The 14,982-nt window shown below is 70.5% G+C and carries 14 protein-coding genes; 5 read left to right on the top strand and 9 right to left on the bottom strand.

The annotated features are described in order from the left end of the window. Position 1 precedes the first annotated feature (1 nt). Both ACZ7LU_RS08350 and ACZ7LU_RS08345 read right to left on the bottom strand, forming a co-directional pair. A complete protein-coding gene (locus ACZ7LU_RS08350) occupies positions 2-685 on the bottom strand; it encodes a GmrSD restriction endonuclease domain-containing protein (protein ID WP_471916507.1) in 684 nt (227 codons plus the stop codon). A gap of 182 nt (positions 686-867) precedes the next feature. Next, positions 868-1,986: an amidase domain-containing protein gene (locus ACZ7LU_RS08345; protein ID WP_398304168.1), complete on the bottom strand. Its 1,119-nt coding sequence runs from the start codon at positions 1,984-1,986 to the stop codon at positions 868-870. Positions 1,987-2,219: 233 nt separating this feature from the next. Here ACZ7LU_RS08345 and ACZ7LU_RS08340 point away from each other — a divergent pair, with 233 nt between their 5' ends. Then, the gene (locus ACZ7LU_RS08340; protein WP_471916127.1) at positions 2,220-4,322 is read left to right on the top strand and encodes a transglycosylase domain-containing protein; all 2,103 of its coding nucleotides are present in this window, start codon (positions 2,220-2,222) and stop codon (positions 4,320-4,322) included. A gap of 28 nt (positions 4,323-4,350) precedes the next feature. Here the strand turns inward: ACZ7LU_RS08340 and ACZ7LU_RS08335 are convergent, their stop codons facing one another. From ACZ7LU_RS08335 to ACZ7LU_RS08310, 6 genes are all read right to left on the bottom strand, one after another. After that, on the bottom strand, positions 4,351-5,601 hold the full coding sequence (locus ACZ7LU_RS08335) for a polysaccharide deacetylase family protein (RefSeq protein WP_468560048.1): 1,251 nt from the start codon (positions 5,599-5,601) through the stop codon (positions 4,351-4,353). Between the two features lie 284 nt (positions 5,602-5,885). Then, positions 5,886-6,953 carry a hypothetical protein gene (locus tag ACZ7LU_RS08330; protein WP_471916126.1) on the bottom strand — a complete coding sequence of 356 codons (1,068 nt, stop codon included), beginning with the start codon at positions 6,951-6,953 and terminating at the stop codon, positions 5,886-5,888. Beyond that, positions 6,950-7,729, bottom strand: a complete 780-nt coding sequence (locus ACZ7LU_RS08325) for a hypothetical protein (protein WP_471916125.1) — start codon at positions 7,727-7,729, stop codon at positions 6,950-6,952. The genes ACZ7LU_RS08330 and ACZ7LU_RS08325 overlap by 4 nt, the downstream gene beginning before the upstream one ends. Before the next feature lie 126 nt (positions 7,730-7,855). Next, positions 7,856-8,581, bottom strand: coding sequence for an alpha/beta fold hydrolase (locus ACZ7LU_RS08320; RefSeq protein WP_471916124.1), 726 nt, complete (start codon positions 8,579-8,581; stop codon positions 7,856-7,858). A 184-nt stretch (positions 8,582-8,765) separates the two neighbouring features. After that, on the bottom strand, positions 8,766-9,635 hold the full coding sequence (locus ACZ7LU_RS08315; protein ID WP_398304156.1) for a SigB/SigF/SigG family RNA polymerase sigma factor: 870 nt from the start codon (positions 9,633-9,635) through the stop codon (positions 8,766-8,768). 48 nt (positions 9,636-9,683) lie between these two features. Further along, positions 9,684-10,130, bottom strand: coding sequence for an ATP-binding protein (locus ACZ7LU_RS08310; RefSeq protein ID WP_471916123.1), 447 nt, complete (start codon positions 10,128-10,130; stop codon positions 9,684-9,686). A 292-nt stretch (positions 10,131-10,422) separates the two neighbouring features. Here ACZ7LU_RS08310 and ACZ7LU_RS08305 point away from each other — a divergent pair, with 292 nt between their 5' ends. The 3 genes from ACZ7LU_RS08305 to ACZ7LU_RS08295 all read left to right on the top strand — a co-directional run bounded on the left by ACZ7LU_RS08305 (position 10,423) and on the right by ACZ7LU_RS08295 (position 12,850). Then, positions 10,423-10,596, top strand: a complete 174-nt coding sequence (locus ACZ7LU_RS08305) for a CsbD family protein (protein ID WP_398304152.1) — start codon at positions 10,423-10,425, stop codon at positions 10,594-10,596. 170 nt (positions 10,597-10,766) lie between these two features. Then, entirely contained in the window at positions 10,767-11,570 is an 804-nt protein-coding gene (locus tag ACZ7LU_RS08300) for an alpha/beta fold hydrolase (protein ID WP_468084538.1), read from the top strand. Then, positions 11,570-12,850 (top strand): PP2C family protein-serine/threonine phosphatase, encoded by a 1,281-nt coding sequence (locus ACZ7LU_RS08295; RefSeq protein WP_471916122.1) that lies wholly within the window; start codon positions 11,570-11,572, stop codon positions 12,848-12,850. Before ACZ7LU_RS08300 ends, ACZ7LU_RS08295 begins: the two co-directional genes overlap by 1 nt. Positions 12,851-12,859: 9 nt before the next feature. On the opposite strand, the gene ACZ7LU_RS08290 is transcribed toward ACZ7LU_RS08295, so the two are convergent. Beyond that, positions 12,860-13,768: a LysR family transcriptional regulator gene (locus tag ACZ7LU_RS08290; RefSeq protein WP_471916506.1), complete on the bottom strand. Its 909-nt coding sequence runs from the start codon at positions 13,766-13,768 to the stop codon at positions 12,860-12,862. A 150-nt stretch (positions 13,769-13,918) separates the two neighbouring features. Between ACZ7LU_RS08290 and ACZ7LU_RS08285 the strand changes: the two genes are divergently transcribed. Beyond that, positions 13,919-14,974, top strand: a complete 1,056-nt coding sequence (locus tag ACZ7LU_RS08285; protein WP_471916121.1) for a YncE family protein — start codon at positions 13,919-13,921, stop codon at positions 14,972-14,974. Positions 14,975-14,982: the final 8 nt, after the last annotated feature.

The following is a 14,982-nucleotide window of genomic DNA, read 5'->3' as shown; positions in this document are numbered from 1 at the left end:
TCTACACCGCGGCGGTGTCGCGCGGAGCGGCCGTGTACTCGACCTGCTGCCGGCCGCAGCCCTCCGCGAGTTCACGGAGAGCTGCGGCTTCGGCCCTGTCGACGCTCAGCGACCACCGCAGCTTCGTCGCCGTCCAGTCGGCCGCGTAGGTGCAGTAGGCGTCGGCGAGCGGCGGCAGCCACTCGGCCGGATCTCCGTCGGCCTTGGCACGGTGGCTCTTCGCCGTGACCGCCACCAAGGAACGTTCGCTGTCCAGGTCGTTGGCGTAGTCCTCACGCCGTTCCGCACTCCACTGGGAGGCACCCGAGTCCCACGCCTCCGCCACCGGCACCGTGTGATCGATGTCCAGGGCCCGCGGCTCGGTCACCGTCTTCCCGTCGTAGTACGAGTACCAGGTGCCCGCGGTGACCCGGCAGTCGCCTTGGATCACAGCTCTGGTGCGCGACTCCGCGATGAGGACCTCCGCCCGGGTGCTGCAGTGGTCGTGGTCGTCGTCCACCCAGCCCTTGAACGCACCGCGCACGTATCCCTCCCGGGACTCCGCGGCCACCGGCAGCCGGCCGATCGCGTCGGCCAGGCTCAAGGGGCGGGGCTGAGGGAGGGCCGGTGCGGCGTGGGTGGTCGTGGCTGTCATCGGCAGCAGTGCGAAGACGGCGGCTGCGAGGGCGCGCGCGGGCATGTTCATCACGAAGGCAGTGATACCGGGCCCGGCCGCCGCGCGGAGGCTGCGCCAGCCTCGTCTCACCCGTCAGGAGGGAACAGTCGTACCGCAGAAACGACCCGGAGCCCCCTGAAGAAGCCGGCCACTCCTCGTGGTGTCCCCCACCGGTGCCGTCGGCGCCGGTCCGGTGGGGGCTACTGGTTCCGTCAGGTGCGGTACGCGAAGTAACGCGCGTCCGGGTAGGACGCGATGACGCTCGCGAGCGACCTGCGGTACGTGTCGGTGGAGTGGTACGTCAGGTACGGCATGCCCCGCCCGTTGCGGTACGTCACCATCATGGTGTGGTCCTTGGACCCGTTCTTGTCGAAGTCCACCTGGAGGACGTCACCGACGTCCATCTGGTAGACGTTCGCGAGGTTGGGGGCCCGCCGGTTGGACAGCGTGAACCACGCCAATTCGTTCACGCCGACCCAGGAAGTGCTCTGCTTCGTGGCGTCGTACCACCAGTTCCGGTAGTCGTAGGCGGAGCCGGGCACGGCCTTCCAGCCGCCCGCGTACAGCGCCTGACTGACGAAGTTGGTGCAGTCGCCGCCCGCCCCGTTGAACTTCCGGTACGACGGGTTGTAGTTGTACCAGTACTTCTCCGCGTACCGCGCCATGGCCGCGTAGTCGTAGCTGCCGGCGGTCTTGCCGGAGGGCATCGGAGTGGAGGGGCGCCTGGTGGACGCCGGCGTGCCATCCGGGTACTGGTTGCCGTCGTCGTCGACGGTGTTCACGCGGGCCACCGACGGCTCGTTGACCGCGGCGGGGCCGTTGTCCCGCGAGGTGATCGCGGTGAGCTTCCAGCCGCCGTCCTTCGTGCCGGCGAGCTTCAGCTCCTGCCGCGTGGAGAACGCGGTGGTGGCCGGTTCGTCCCCGCGCACCTTCTTGTAGGTGAGCGTCGACGACGAGGTGACCTCGACGGTCGCCGTGCGGCCGGTGATCGTGGCGCGCTCCACGGCGACGCGGGTGTCCGCCTTCGTGTAGGCCTCGCCGAGCTTCGCCAGGCGGGACTTGCGGGTGCGAAGGTCCCGCAGCGCCGCGTCCTCGTCCTTCTTCAGCCGGCCGGACATGCGCACCGTGGCCGCGCCGGCGTCGGAGCCGCCGCGTGCCGTGCGCTTCTCCACCAGGGCCTCGGTGCGCCGGGAGAGGATGTCGTCGGCGATGCGGGCGAAGACGGCGACCTGCTCGCGGTCGGCCTTGCGGGGCTTGCTGTCGACGGCGTCCGCGTGCGCGGGGGACACGAGCAGGGAGCCGGACGCCACGGCCGCGGTCACCCCTGCCACGGCGGCGGATCTGTATCTCTTGGATATCACTGTGTTTTCCTCTTTTCGCCTGATCACCCCGACTGGGGCACGGAATCTTCGCACAACTGCGTGCCCTTCTTGTGCCGTTGCCCCCCGCGGAACCCGAAGGCCCCCCGCGCCGGGGCGCCAGGGCCCCGGCGGCCGCGCCCCGCATACCTCTAAGGTGTGCGGCAAGCGCAGCAGAGGAGGCATACGGGGTGGGTGGGCGCAGGATGGCCGCAGGTCAGGGATCCGGGGGGCGGCGCGCGGCGCCGGGGGGCCGTCGTGCGGCGACCGGTCGGCGCAGGAAGGCCGGGGAGCGGCGCAGGGCGGGGTCCGAGGGCGGCATACCCGGCGCCCTCGCCCGGGCGCGCAGGCAACTGCGGCGGCTGCGTCCCGCGTATCCCCGGCCGGGGCGCAGCGGTTGGCGGCGTTGGGTGCCTTCGTGGCGTCAGTGGCTGGGCGCCTTCCTGTACATGTTCGTCGGCTTGACCGGTTTCGTCGCGATCGCGTATGCCGCCACGGACATACCGGACGACCTCAACTCGTTCGCCACGCAGCAGGACAATGTGTACTACTGGTCCGACGGCACGGTCATGGCCCGCACCGGCTGGGTCATCCGGCAGGAGATCCCGCTGGACAAGGTGCCGCCGAAGGTCCGAGGGGCCGTCCTCGCGGCCGAGAACGCGAGCTTCTACTCGGATTCCGGCGTCTCGCCGAGCGGTGTGCTGCGTGCCGCGACGGCCGCGGTGACCGGTGGGGAGACCCAGGGCGGGTCGACCATCACCCAGCAGTACGTGAAGAACGTCTACCTCAGCCAGGACCGCACCCTGTCCCGGAAGTTCACCGAAGCCCTGCTCGCCGTGAAGCTGGACAACCACACGAGCAAGGACAAGATCTTCCAGGACTACCTCAACACCAGCTGGTTCGGGCGCGGTACGTACGGCATCCAGCGCGCGTCGCACGCGTACTACGGAAAGGACGTCTCGCGGCTCAATGCCAGCGAGGGCGCCTTCCTGGCCTCGCTCCTCAAGGGCGCCGGGCTGTACGACCCCGCCCTCGGCAAGGAGAACCGCGAGCGGGCCGTCGGGCGGTGGAACTGGATCCTGGACCGGATGGTCGAGACCGGCCATCTCTCGCAGGCCGAGCGCGCCACGTACAAGAAGTTCCCCGAGCCCACGAAGCCGGGGTCCGGCGGCACCATCCCCGGTGCGCAGACCGGCTATCTGGTGGAGCTTGCCAAGCGGCACGCGATCAAGGCCGGGCACATCAGGACCGCCGACTACGACCTCGGCGGCTACCAGATCCGCACGACCTTCGACCGGAAGCGCACGAAGGCCCTGACCGCCGCCGTCCACAAGGCCGAGAAGGACTTCGACGCCAAGCGGCGGCCCGGCACCGACAAGTACGCCAAGATCGGCGCGGCGAGCGTGGCCAGGGACGGCCGGCTGCTCGCCGTGTACGGCGGCCACGACTTCCTGAAGCAGGGCTTCAACCAGTCGAACGCGACGACCATCCCGGCGGGTACGGCGTTCACCCCCTTCGTCTACGCCGCCGCGCTGGAGGACGGCGTGCAGCGCACCCGTGAGGGGGGCCGCACCCCCGTCTCCCCGGCCAGCGTCTACGACGGCGACGACCGGATCGCCGTGCGGACGCCGGAAGGGCCGTACTGGGACCGCAGCGGCAAGGTGGTGAAGGGGCGCAACGAAGGCGGCCGGGACTGGGGCGATGTGACCTTGCGGCGGGCCGTCGCCGACTCCGTCAACACGCCCATGCTGCAACTCGGTCTCGACGTCGGCCTGGACCGGGTGGAGAGGTACGCCCTGCGGGCGGGGCTGCTCGAATCGAGTCTCGGGGAGCGGATTCCCACGTTCGCGCTCGGGGAGAACTCGACGCCCAGCGCCATCCGGATGGCCGGCGCGTACCAGACCTTCGCCGCCGACGGCATGCACACCGACCCCTACTCGGTGCGCTCGATCACCCGGGCCGGGGACGCGGTGCCGATCGCCGAGCCGAAGCCGTCCCGGGCGGTGTCGCAGAAGACTGCCCGGGCGGTCACGGACGCCCTGCGGGCCACCATGACCGACGGGTCGGCCAAGGCGGCGGGCGGGGCGCACGCCGGTGCCGTGGGCAAGACGGGGACGACGACCGCGAACACGGCGGGCTGGTTCGTGGGCGGCACCCAGGACGAGACCACGGCCGTGGTCGTCTACCGCATGTCGCTCAAGGATCTGGTGCCGCTGCCGCTGAAGGGGCTGGGCGGCGACGCCCCCGGAAGGCCCGGCAGCGAGCGGGCGGTGGACCTGTGGGCCGACTACGTCAAGGCGCTCAAGTAGACGTCGGGGCGGCCCCGCCCGCGCTGCGCTACTTGACGAGCGACTTCCAGTCCGGCGCCTGCGCGGGGTCGAGCAGGCGCATCCGGGCCAGCACCTTCGGGTCCTGGACGTCGAGCCAGTCCGCCAACTCCCTGAAGGACACGCAGCGGACGCCCTTGCGCGGGCAGACGTCCCGCATGACGTCCTCGACGGCGTTCATGTAGATGCCGCCGTTCCAGTCCTCGAAGTGGTTGCCGATGAACATCGGCGCCCGGCTGCCGTTGTAGACACGGTTGAAGCCGTTCATGTACGACTTCCGGACCTGCTCCTCCCACGCCGGGAACTTCGCCGGGTCGCCCTGGGTGCTGTCGCCGGACTGGTGGTAGAGGAAGTTGAAGTCCATGGAGAGGACTTGCACCTCTTTGCCCTCCATGGGCAGGAGTTGCAGGGGAAAGTTCCATATGCCGTCGATCTTGGACGGCCATATCTGGAAGTCCCCCGAGGAACTCGCGTCGTAGCGCCAGCCGAACGGTTTGATCGCGGCCAGGAGGTTCTTCTGCCCCTCCAGGCAGGGCGCGCGGCCACCGACCACTTCCCGGTCCGGATCGAAGGGCAGGGGCGCCTCCTGGGTGAAACCGGTGTTGGTCTTCCACTTCTTCATGAACGAGTACGTCTGCTCGATCTCGCTCTTCCACTCCGCCGGGCTCCAGTCCCCGCCGCCCTTGGGACCGCAGAAGTGCCCGTTGAAGTGCGAACCGATCTCGTTGCCGTCCTTCCAGGCGCCGCGCAGCTGCTCCAGCGTGGTCTGTATGTGCGGGACGGTGGGGTACGAGATGGCGGCCGACCCCGGATTGTGCTGCGGCGGGCGGTAGAGCGTCTTCTTGCTCTCCGGCAGGAGGTAGATGCCGGTGAGGAAGAAGGTCATGTGGGCGTTGCTCTCCCGCGCCGCCTGACGGAAGTGGGAGAAGCGGCGGTCGTCGCCCTCCAGGGCGCCGTCCCAGGAGAAGACCACGAACTGCGGCGGCTTCTCACCGGGCTTCAGCTTCTTGGGCTTGAGCTGCCCGCGCTGCGGCCCGGTGTACGAGGTGGAGCCGTCGCCCAGCACCCGGACCTTGCCGTCCCACTTCTCCTCGCCCTTCTTGGCCCGCTTCGCCGAACGCGCCTTCTCCGCCGCGCTGTCCGACGATGTGGACGCGGTCTGCCCGGCGGCGTCGCTCGAGCCCCCGGAGGAGCCCCCGAGGGCGAGCACGGCCGTGGTGGTCACCCCGCCCAGGCCGAGCACCGCCGCGACCACGGCCATGCGCTTGCGCTTCCGGGCCTTCTCGCGCGCCTTGCGGGCGGCGCGGGACTCGGCCGCCCGGGCGGGTCCAGTGCCGTCGGGTTCGATCACTGCGGTCCTACCCCGTGTTCATCGCAGCAGGGCCGCGCGTGAATTGTTTGTATGAATATAGGACCGACGGGGTGGTCTTCAGTACCCCGGGTTGCACACACCACACTCCGACCTCGGAGTCATCGACTGCCTCGGGGCGCGTTTGGGGGGCTCAGCGGGCCGTTGGTTCGGCGGTTCCGGTCCGGGGCCGCCGGTCACTCCGGCCCTTGTTCGGGGCCGCCGAAGTCCGGGGAGGTGAAGTCGGGGGTCACGTACGTCGGGCGGGGAGGCTGGGTGCCGTCGTGGCCGTAGCCGGAGCCGAAGCGGGGTTGGAAGTAGCCGAGCCCGGGCAGCTTGGAGCCGGTGCCGCGTCCGGACGGTGGGGCGGCACCCGGGTCGGCGAGGGCGGCATGCAGAAAGGGCAGCAGGCCACGTTCCAGCAGGGCACGTCGCCAGGCCTCTCTGGCCCGGGCCACTTCCTCCCGCACCTCACTGGGTACGTCCGGCGGGGGCGCCTCCGCGTCATTGCGCAGCGCGGTGACCACCAAACCGGTCACGGCGACGACGAGGCCGACTGCCGTCACAGTCCCGAACAACCACGCGCCTGTGACCATGACTTGCGCGGCTGTCGACCCGGTGTCCAGCGCCTTGAGGAGAAGACCGACGGCCAGAAAGACCAGGGCGGCCACCCCGGAGAGAACAGTGCCGATCACGACGAAGGTGGCGAAGACACCGGCTCCGGCCCGCCGCCGATGGAGAGACGACGGATACGCGGAGAGCGAGGAGTGACGACGCTCGGCTGCCGACGGCGTCTTGGCCGTACGCGGCCTTTGCGCCGCATTCGGTTGCCCCTCTGGGCGTACGCGCATGCCCAGCAGCGCCGCGAGCAGACGGCGGCCGTAGGACATCTCCGCCCACCGCCGATGGGGGACTTCGCCGGTGGTGCGGCGGCCTCCTGGTTCTCCGTCTCCGGCCCCGAGGACGGCCGCGCGCAGCCGACGGCCCGGGCCTGCGGCGGCCGTGGGTGGGGAGTTCGGGGACGAGTACGCGGTGGACGGCCTGGTGACCTGGTTCCGGACCTTCACGTAGTGGTCGTACTCGGCTGCCGCGGCCGTCGTGATGAGGGCGGTGGCGTTGAGTGCCATGGTGCGCAGTTGCTCACGGTTGAGCGGGCCGCCGACCGGAGCGAGTTCCGAGTGGCCCGGCGCCATGCGCAGCGCGTCGTCGAGGAGCCGCTCGTACTCCGCGCGATCCTCGTCCAGCAGGTGTGGAGCGCTGTTCACAGCCCCTCCTCGCCGGTCGCCGGCCTCTGTCGCCATCGTGGCGCGCCGCGTCCGTCAAAGCCAGAACCAGTTCCGGGGCGGCGCGTGGGGTCGGGGTATTCGGCCCCGCCCGACGGGAATTCATCCGGTGCCGGTTCGCGCCCGGGTGCGGGCTCGGCCCCCGGCGCTCGAGCGTCCGCGACGGGGGCGGGCGGCCTGAGCGAAGGTGCGGATACGGGTGGGGGCGTAGGCGTACGCGCAGGCTCGGGAGAGGAAGGCACTGCGGTGGGGGGCACTGCGACGCCCGGCGCCGCTGCTGCCGTCGCCGCCGGCGATGCCGCGCCCGAGCCGTCCGCCGGGCCCACGGCCGCATCTGCCGAAGGCCCACCCGCCTCCGGGGCAGCGGGCGCGGCGGTCGCGTCCGCCGCCGCGGTCGGCTGCCGCTCACCCGTCACCGCTTCGTTCACCGTCTGGATGCGGCCGAGTTGGGTGAGCAGCATGGGTGCCGACATGCCGACGACCAGGGCGGCGTACTCACCGTTGATCTGATCCGTCATGCCGAACAGCACAGCGGCCCCCGCGCCCATCAGGCTGTGCACGACCGCCGCCGCGGCGTCGACAGCGGGGTCGAAGTACACCTGGAACCGTGGGGCCTGGCCCTGCGCCGCGCCTGCTGCCGTCCACTGCCGGTGGGCGCGCCGGTCGGCCTGCCAGGTCACGAAGCGGGTGTAGACGTCCAGAACTCCCCGCAGCAGACCACCCGCAGCTCCCAACAGGATCAATGTCGGGACGTCCACGGTCTCTCCCGAGTGAGGGCGCTGACGCCTGGCTGCGGACTTGCGGGCACCGGACGAGCCTAGAGCCGCCCACAGGGCACGGGGAAGGCCCCGAGCGAAGTCGCCTGGCGGCCTGAAGTCCCTTCCTCAAGAAGACGGCTCGGAAAGGAAGGCAGAGACCGCGTCGGCGAAGCGGTCCGGCACGTCGTGGTGTACGACGTGCCCGGCCGGCAGTTCGACACGGCGGATGGTGCCGGCCCGGCGGGTCACCATGTCCCGGGCGTGATCGGCCGCCAACTCGTCACTGTGGGACCCATGGATCAGGAGCGTCGGACAGGAAACCGACAACCAGTCACCCCAGTGATCACCGTTGAGCGCCTTCTGGGACGCCACCGTGTCGGCGATGTCGAAGGAGAACCCCCAGCCGACATCCGACTGGCGGAAGGAACACTCCAGATACGGGGCCGCCCCGCCCAGGGCCGCGACCAACGCCTCCCGGGACGGTGCGACGCCGGGAAGACCCGTGGTGAACGACCAGTCGCAGTCCACGACCGCACCGATGTCCTCGACGATCAGCTCGCTGACCTTGTCCGGGTACCGGGCCGCGAACTGGTAGGCATTCACCCCGCCCAGCGAATGCCCCAGCACCGCCACCGGGCCGATGTCCAGATGCTGGTGAAAGGCCGCTACATCGGCTATGTACTCGTCCCGCCCGTAACCGTCGGCACGGTCGGACTCCCCGTGCCCGCGCTGATCCAGCGCGATCAATCGCCACCCTGGAGCCAGCGCCGCCGCCAACGGAGCGAATGCCGACGCTTCGTTGTAATGCCCGTGCAGAGCCAGAAGAGGCCTGCCGGGGCCCCCGAAGTCCACGTACGACAGCCTCCGACCACCCACCATGAAGTATCTACGCATGGTGCGGATGGTAGGAGACGGCACTGACACTCCCCGGCTGGTCGACGCTGCCGCACGACGCAGGCCCTGGCGGGGTTTCCGAACCCGGCCAGGGCCTGTCGATCACTCACTTCAGAAAGATCTCTCGGTGGTCAACCGCTCGTCACTCGGTGACCAGCAGGCCGGCCCGGAGCTTGGCCACGACACGGGAGATCAGGCGGGAAACGTGCATCTGCGAGCAGCCGAGCTCGTCAGCGATCTGCTGCTGGGTCCGCTCCTCGACGAAGCGGAGATGGATGAGCGTGCGGTCCCGCTCGTCGAGGTCTGCGATCAGCGGTGCCAGGGAGTGGAAGTTCTCGACGAGTTCGAAGGACTCCTCGTCGACACCGATGAAGTCGGCCAGCATCGTGTCGGACTCGTCGTCCTGGCCGTTGACCGCCGCGTTCAGGGAAACGGCGCTGTAGCCGTTGGACGCCTTCTGCGCCTCGGCGACCTCGGCGGGCTCCAGCTGCATCAGCTCCGCGAGCTCGGCCGTGGACGGCATGCGCCCGAGCCGGGTCCGCAGCTCCTCCGTCGCCTTGGACAGTTCGATGCGGGCTTCCTGGAGGCGGCGAGGCACGTGCACGGCCCAGGACGTGTCGCGGAAGAACCGCTTGATCTCACCGGTGATGTACGGGACGGCAAAGGAGGTGAACTCGACCTCGCGGGTCAGCTCGAACCGGTCGATCGCCTTGATCAGGCCGATCGTGCCGACCTGGATGATGTCCTCCATCTCCTGCGGGCCGCGGTGCCGGAACCGCGACGCCGCGTACTGCACCAGCGAGAGGTTCATCTCGATCAGCGCGTTGCGAACGTACTGGTATTCGTGCGTGCCCTCTTCGAGTTCGGTGAGGCGCTCGAAGAATCGCTTGCCCACCTCCCGCGCGTCCTTTGGCGCGATCGAGGAGGGGTCCGTGTACGCGCGCTCGACGAGGTCCGCCCCGGCCGAGGTGGTGGCCGTATCCTGCGTCTGCTCCTGCGTCACGGTGATCATGGCGTTCCGCTCCTTGTCAGCTCGGCTGCTTCCCCCGCAGCGCCACGCTTACCCCAAAGGTTGCCGCTCACGCGTGCCGACTTTCGAGCAGTCAGATCCGCCCGGGGCAAACCCGTCCAAAGCGGCAGTGATCGTCTTGCCTCCGGGCCGTACCTCGACCGTGACGCTCGCACTGAGACGGTGGACCATCGACCAGCCGAACCCGCCGGGCCGAGCCGGATCCGCGGGCACGTGGCACGGCACCTCCTCACTGCGGTCGCTCACGCCGAGCAGCAGGACACCGTCACGGACCCGGACGAAGAGCCGGGTCAGGCCGCCACCGTGCCGGATCGCGTTGGCCGTCAGCTCGCTGACCACCAGCAGCGCGTCCTCCTGCAGGCGTCGCGCCTCCGCCGGGGGCATGGCACGGCACGTCGGTCGCAGCACCGAGCGGACCTCGGCCCGGGCCTGGGAGCAGGTCGTCCGCTCCGCGTCCGGTGTCTCGGGAGCGCTCATCGGGCTGTGATCCTTTCCCTGCACACGTGCAAACACGACCGGGTCCCACCGTTCCTTCGAGCCATTCCTTCGTGCCGTTCCTCGTCTTCGCATGCCCGACGCCGCAGCCCGCACACCTCCCTCGGGCCCGCAGGCGCCCGCCGTGTTCACAACAGTGAAATGACGCAGGTCAGTGCCGCCTTCCTGCACACGTCACCTTGACATTTCTCGCTGCGACGATGTTTGCCGAGCCGCTGAGCGGCCAGGCGAACCCCAGCACATGATGTCGATGCCAAGGGAGCGTGAGCGGACCATGACCGCCAACGAGAAGGCCAAGGCGAAGACCGAACAGGCCAAGGGCGCGGCGAAGGAAGCCGCCGGCCGCACCGTCGGCAACGAGCGCCTCACCGCCGAGGGCCGCACCGACCGGATGAAGGGCGACGCGCGCCAGGCCAAGGAGAAGGCCAAGGACATCGGCAAGCGCTGACGCGCTCACGGCACCACGCCGTCAGGGGCGGTCCCTTCTCGGGGACCGCCCCTGAGCGCGGTCGGGGGCAGTCCCTGAGCCGGATGGAAGGGGCACTCCCTGAGCCGGATGGAGGGGGCACCCCTGACCTGTTGACGCCGCGTCCAGGTAGAACTGGTTTCATTGCGGTCATGGACATCATCCGCAGGAACAACGTCACTGTGACCGGGAACCCTCACGGACCGGCGGTGATCCTGGCCCACGGCTTCGGCTGTGACCAGAACATGTGGCGGTTGACGGTCCCCGCACTGGAGCGGGACCACCGTGTTGTCCTGTTCGATTATGTGGGGGCGGGCCATTCCGACCTGACCGCGTTCTCGGCGGAGCGCTACGGCTCGCTGGACGGCTACGCCCAGGACGTGGTGGAAGTTTGTGAGCGGCTCGACCTGCGGGACGCGGTGTTCGTGGGTCACTCGGTCAGCGGCGTCATCGGGGTACTCGCGGCCCGGCAGGCACCCGATCGCATCGGGTCCCTCGTGATGATCGCCCCGTCCCCGCGGTACATCGACGACGACGGCTACCGCGGCGGATTCAGCGAGGAGGACATCGAGGAGCTTCTGGAGTCCCTGGAGGCGAACCACCTGGGCTGGTCCGCGGCGATGGCCCCACTCATCATGGGCAACCCCGAGCGGCCCGAACTCGGCGAGGAGCTCAAGAACAGCTTCTGCGCGACGGACCCGGACATGGCGCTTGTCTTCGCCCGGACCACGTTTCTGTCGGACGCCCGGGACGACCTCAAGAGCGTGCAGGTGCCGACGCTCATCCTGGAGTGCACCCAGGACGCCATCGCTCCCCGTGAGGTCGGCGCCTTCGTCCACCGGTCGGTTCCCGGCTCGACCCTGGTCACGCTCGACGCGACGGGGCACTGCCCACACCTCTCCGCGCCCGAGGCCACCAACGCCGCGATCCTCGACTTCCTGGCAGGTCTGCGGTGATGTGCCGGACGGGAGCCGATCCCGACGGGCCCGACGGCGAGACCGCCTCGGACTCCGCCTTCGCCGCTCTGCTGGAGGACAGCGCCGAGGAACTGTACGACAACGCCCCCTGCGGATATCTGTCCACCCTGATGGACGGCACCATCGTGAAGCTCAACAGCACACTGCTCGGCTGGCTGGGCCTCGAACGGCAGGCCGTCGTGGGGCGGTTGCGGTTCTCGGACCTGCTGCCCGTGGGCGGCAGGATGTACCACGAGACCCACTTCGCCCCGCTGCTGCGCATGCAGGGCGAGGTCAGCGGAGTGGCCCTGGAGCTCAAGCGGGCCGACGGCGCCCGCATGCCGGTGCTGGTCTCCGCCGCCGTCAAGTACGGCGGCACCGGCACGCCCCTGCTGACCCGCATCACCGTCTTCGACGCCACCGACCGCCGCACCTACGAGGCGGAGCTGCTGCGCAGCCGTAGAGCGGCCGAGGAGTCCGCGCGGCAGGCCAGGGCCGACCGGGCCCGACTGCAGCAGGCCCTGGCCGTCCTGCAGCAGTCGTTGCTGCCCGCCACTCTGCCCGCGATCCCAGGGGTGGAGACGGCCACGTACTACCACACGGCCTCCCCCGACCAGCTGGGCGGCGATTTCTACGACGTCTTCCCCCTGGACGGCAAGCGCTACGGCTTCTTCCTGGGTGACGTGTGCGGCAAGGGTCCCGAGGCCGCCGCGGTCACCTCGCTGACCCGGTACACCCTGCGCGCCGCGGCCCTGCACGACCCCGACCCCGTGGCCGCGCTCTCCACTCTCAACCAGGTCCTGTACGAGCGGTACTCCGGCGACGACCCGCGGTTCTGCACCGCCGTCTTCGGCGTCCTGGACCCCCACCCCGACGACGGGCGCCTCACCGTCCGGCTCGCCTCCGGCGGCCATCCGCCGGCCCTCGTCCTACGGGCCGCGGGCACGGCCGACTACCTGCACACCCCCGGTGGCCTGCTCGTCGGCATCCTGCCCGAGCCCCGCTTCACCGCCGCCGCCGTCACCCTCGGGCCCGGCGACACACTCCTGCTCTACACCGACGGGGTCGTCGAGGCCCGCACCGGACCCGACCGTTCGGACCTCTTCGGGGACGAGGGGCTCCGCGCGTTCACCGCCCAGCATGCCGGCACCTCCGCCGAGGCCGTCGTGGGCGCGCTGACCGGCCTGCTGGCGGGCTTCGGCGACGGCCTCGACGACGACACCGCCCTCCTCGCGCTGGGTGTGCCCTCCGCCGGCCCCGCATCGCACAGCACGCCCTGAAGGCCGGCGTCACACGGTCTCCGGGCCCAGCTCCGGCCCGAGGACCGCGGCCGCCAGGTGGTCGCGGAACCAACGGTGTCCCGGGTCGGCCGAGTTGCGGGGGTGCCAGGCCATCCCGAGGTCGATCGGGGCGAGGTCGAGGGGGATGGGGAACGTACGCAGTCCGAGTGCGGCGGTGGCGTCGGGGAGCCAGTCGTCCAGGGTGAGGGCGACGAGGTCGGTGTCCCGGGCGAGCAGCATCGCACTCGTATGGCTGGGAACGACGACCGCGGTGCGGCGCCGCAGCCCGAGTTCCGCGAGGGCGCTGTCGATGGGCCCGTGGCGCTTGCCGAGCCGGGAGATGCCGATGTGGTCGGCCGCGGCGAAACGGCGCGCGTCGATCCGCCCGGAGAAGAGGGGGTGACCGGCGCGTGCTACCGCGACCAGCGTCATCCGAGTGAGCGGCCGGGTCCTGATCTCCGGGTCGAGGTGTCCGAGGACGCCCAGTTCGACGTCCACCCAGCCCTGGCGCAGGGCGGGGCCGCCCTCCACCGACTCCGGCAGGAAGACCACGTCGACGTGCGGCGCCTCCGCGTGGATCCGGTCGGTCAGCGTCCCGGCGAGCCCCGCGAGGAGCACATCGGTGGCCTGCACGGTGAAGCTGCGCCGGAGGTGCACGGCGTCGAAACCGGCTCCGGGCCGCAGGACGCTGTCGCACCCGCGCAGCAACGCGCTCACTTCTCCCTGGAGTTCCAGGGCCCGTGGCGTCGGCACCATGCCCTGGCCCGCGCGGACCAGCAGCGGGTCGCCGACGGCACGGCGGAGCCGGGCCAACGTGCGGCTGACCGCCGCCGGTGACGTGCCGAGCCGCTCGGCGGCACGCGTCACGCTGTTCTCCTGGAGGAGGGCGTCCAACGCCCGCAGGAGGTTGAGGTCCATGGCCACCGGTGCGCTCCTGAGCTGCGATGTTACGCCTACGGCAATGACTGGATGCCGATCTTTGCATTGTTCCGCAACGCCCTGCTCCCGAGAGTGGACGGGTCGACGCAGCTACGCGTGACATCCCTTCACCCCGTTGAGGAGCTCTCCATGCAGCAGAATCCGCGTGCCGGCCGAGACGGCGACGTCCTGGCCGTGGTCAGTCAGAGCGGGCCGACCGTCTCGTTCTTCGACGCCGCGTCCGACCGGTGGCTCGGCGCGGTCGACGTACCCGCCGAGCCGCACGAGTTGTGCTTCGACGCGTCGCAGCGTCTGCTGTGGTGCACGACGGCGTACCAGTCGGGCTACTACCACGCGAACAGCGGCCGCCGCACCGAGGTGACCGTCATCGACCCCGACGCGCGCCGCGTCGTCGAAGTCGTCGATCTGGCCCCGGAACACGGGCCGCACGGCCTGGCGCTCGACCCGGTCCGCCGCCGTCTGTACGTCAGCGTGGAGGGCTCGGCCGACCGGCCGGGCGGCGTCGTGGTGATCGACACGGAGTCCCGGCGGCCGGTGGGCCGTATCGACACGGACGCGCCGGGACCGCACTGGTTCGCCGTCGACCCCGCGGGCAGGACGGGTTACGCCACGAACAAGGAGGCGCCGTTCGTGTCGGTCGTCGACCTCGAACGCGGCACGCTCACCGCGAAGGTCGAGGTGCCGGGCAGCGAGGGTCTCGCCGTCTCCGCCGACGGCGCGTACGTCTACGTCGCCTCGCCCTACGCCATGTTCTCCCCCACCCCGGGCGCGGAGAGGCCGGCCCCCGGGGTCAGGGTCATCGAGGCCGCGACGGCGTCCGTCGTCGACCTGCTGCCCACGGACGACGTCGTACTGCCGGTGCACCTGACGTCGACGGGCAAGCTGCTCGTGGGCGAGCTGCGCATGGAGGCCGACCCGGTGTCGCAGCTCGGGCGCCAGGCTCCGGGCCGCCTGACCGTGTTCTCCGCCGATACCCGCAAGCGGCTGGGCGACGTCGAGGTGGGGAGCGGGCCGCTGACCGTCACGTCGTCGCCCGACGGCCGGATCGCCTACGTGGCCTGCGTCGCCTCGTCCACCGTCGATCTCGTCGACCTGGAGACGCTGCGGGGCCTGGCCCGTATCGACATCGCGAAGCGCGGTGAGCCCGGCGCCCACGGCCTGGCGTACATCCCGCGCCCTGCCTGACACCTGAC

The sequence above is a fragment of the Streptomyces sp. NPDC039462 genome, from assembly GCF_055639375.1.
The sequence above is the reverse complement of the archived record's forward strand: the minus strand, read 5'-3'. Positions and strand labels throughout refer to the sequence as shown.

Bases quoted from the DNA above. Each gene is read 5' to 3' on its own strand.
- ACZ7LU_RS08285 (WP_471916121.1), top strand. From the start codon at position 13,919: ATGCAGCAGAATCCGCGTGCCGGCCGAGACGGCGACGTCCTGGCCGTG.
- ACZ7LU_RS08290 (WP_471916506.1), bottom strand. From the start codon at position 13,768: ATGGACCTCAACCTCCTGCGGGCGTTGGACGCCCTCCTCCAGGAGAAC.
- ACZ7LU_RS08305 (WP_398304152.1), top strand. From the start codon at position 10,423: ATGACCGCCAACGAGAAGGCCAAGGCGAAGACCGAACAGGCCAAGGGC.
- ACZ7LU_RS08335 (WP_468560048.1), bottom strand. From the start codon at position 5,601: ATGGCCGTGGTCGCGGCGGTGCTCGGCCTGGGCGGGGTGACCACCACG.
- ACZ7LU_RS08350 (WP_471916507.1), bottom strand. From the start codon at position 685: ATGAACATGCCCGCGCGCGCCCTCGCAGCCGCCGTCTTCGCACTGCTG.
- ACZ7LU_RS08310 (WP_471916123.1), bottom strand. From the start codon at position 10,130: ATGAGCGCTCCCGAGACACCGGACGCGGAGCGGACGACCTGCTCCCAG.
- ACZ7LU_RS08340 (WP_471916127.1), top strand. From the start codon at position 2,220: ATGGCCGCAGGTCAGGGATCCGGGGGGCGGCGCGCGGCGCCGGGGGGC.
- ACZ7LU_RS08315 (WP_398304156.1), bottom strand. From the start codon at position 9,635: ATGATCACCGTGACGCAGGAGCAGACGCAGGATACGGCCACCACCTCG.
- ACZ7LU_RS08300 (WP_468084538.1), top strand. From the start codon at position 10,767: ATGGACATCATCCGCAGGAACAACGTCACTGTGACCGGGAACCCTCAC.
- ACZ7LU_RS08295 (WP_471916122.1), top strand. From the start codon at position 11,570: ATGTGCCGGACGGGAGCCGATCCCGACGGGCCCGACGGCGAGACCGCC.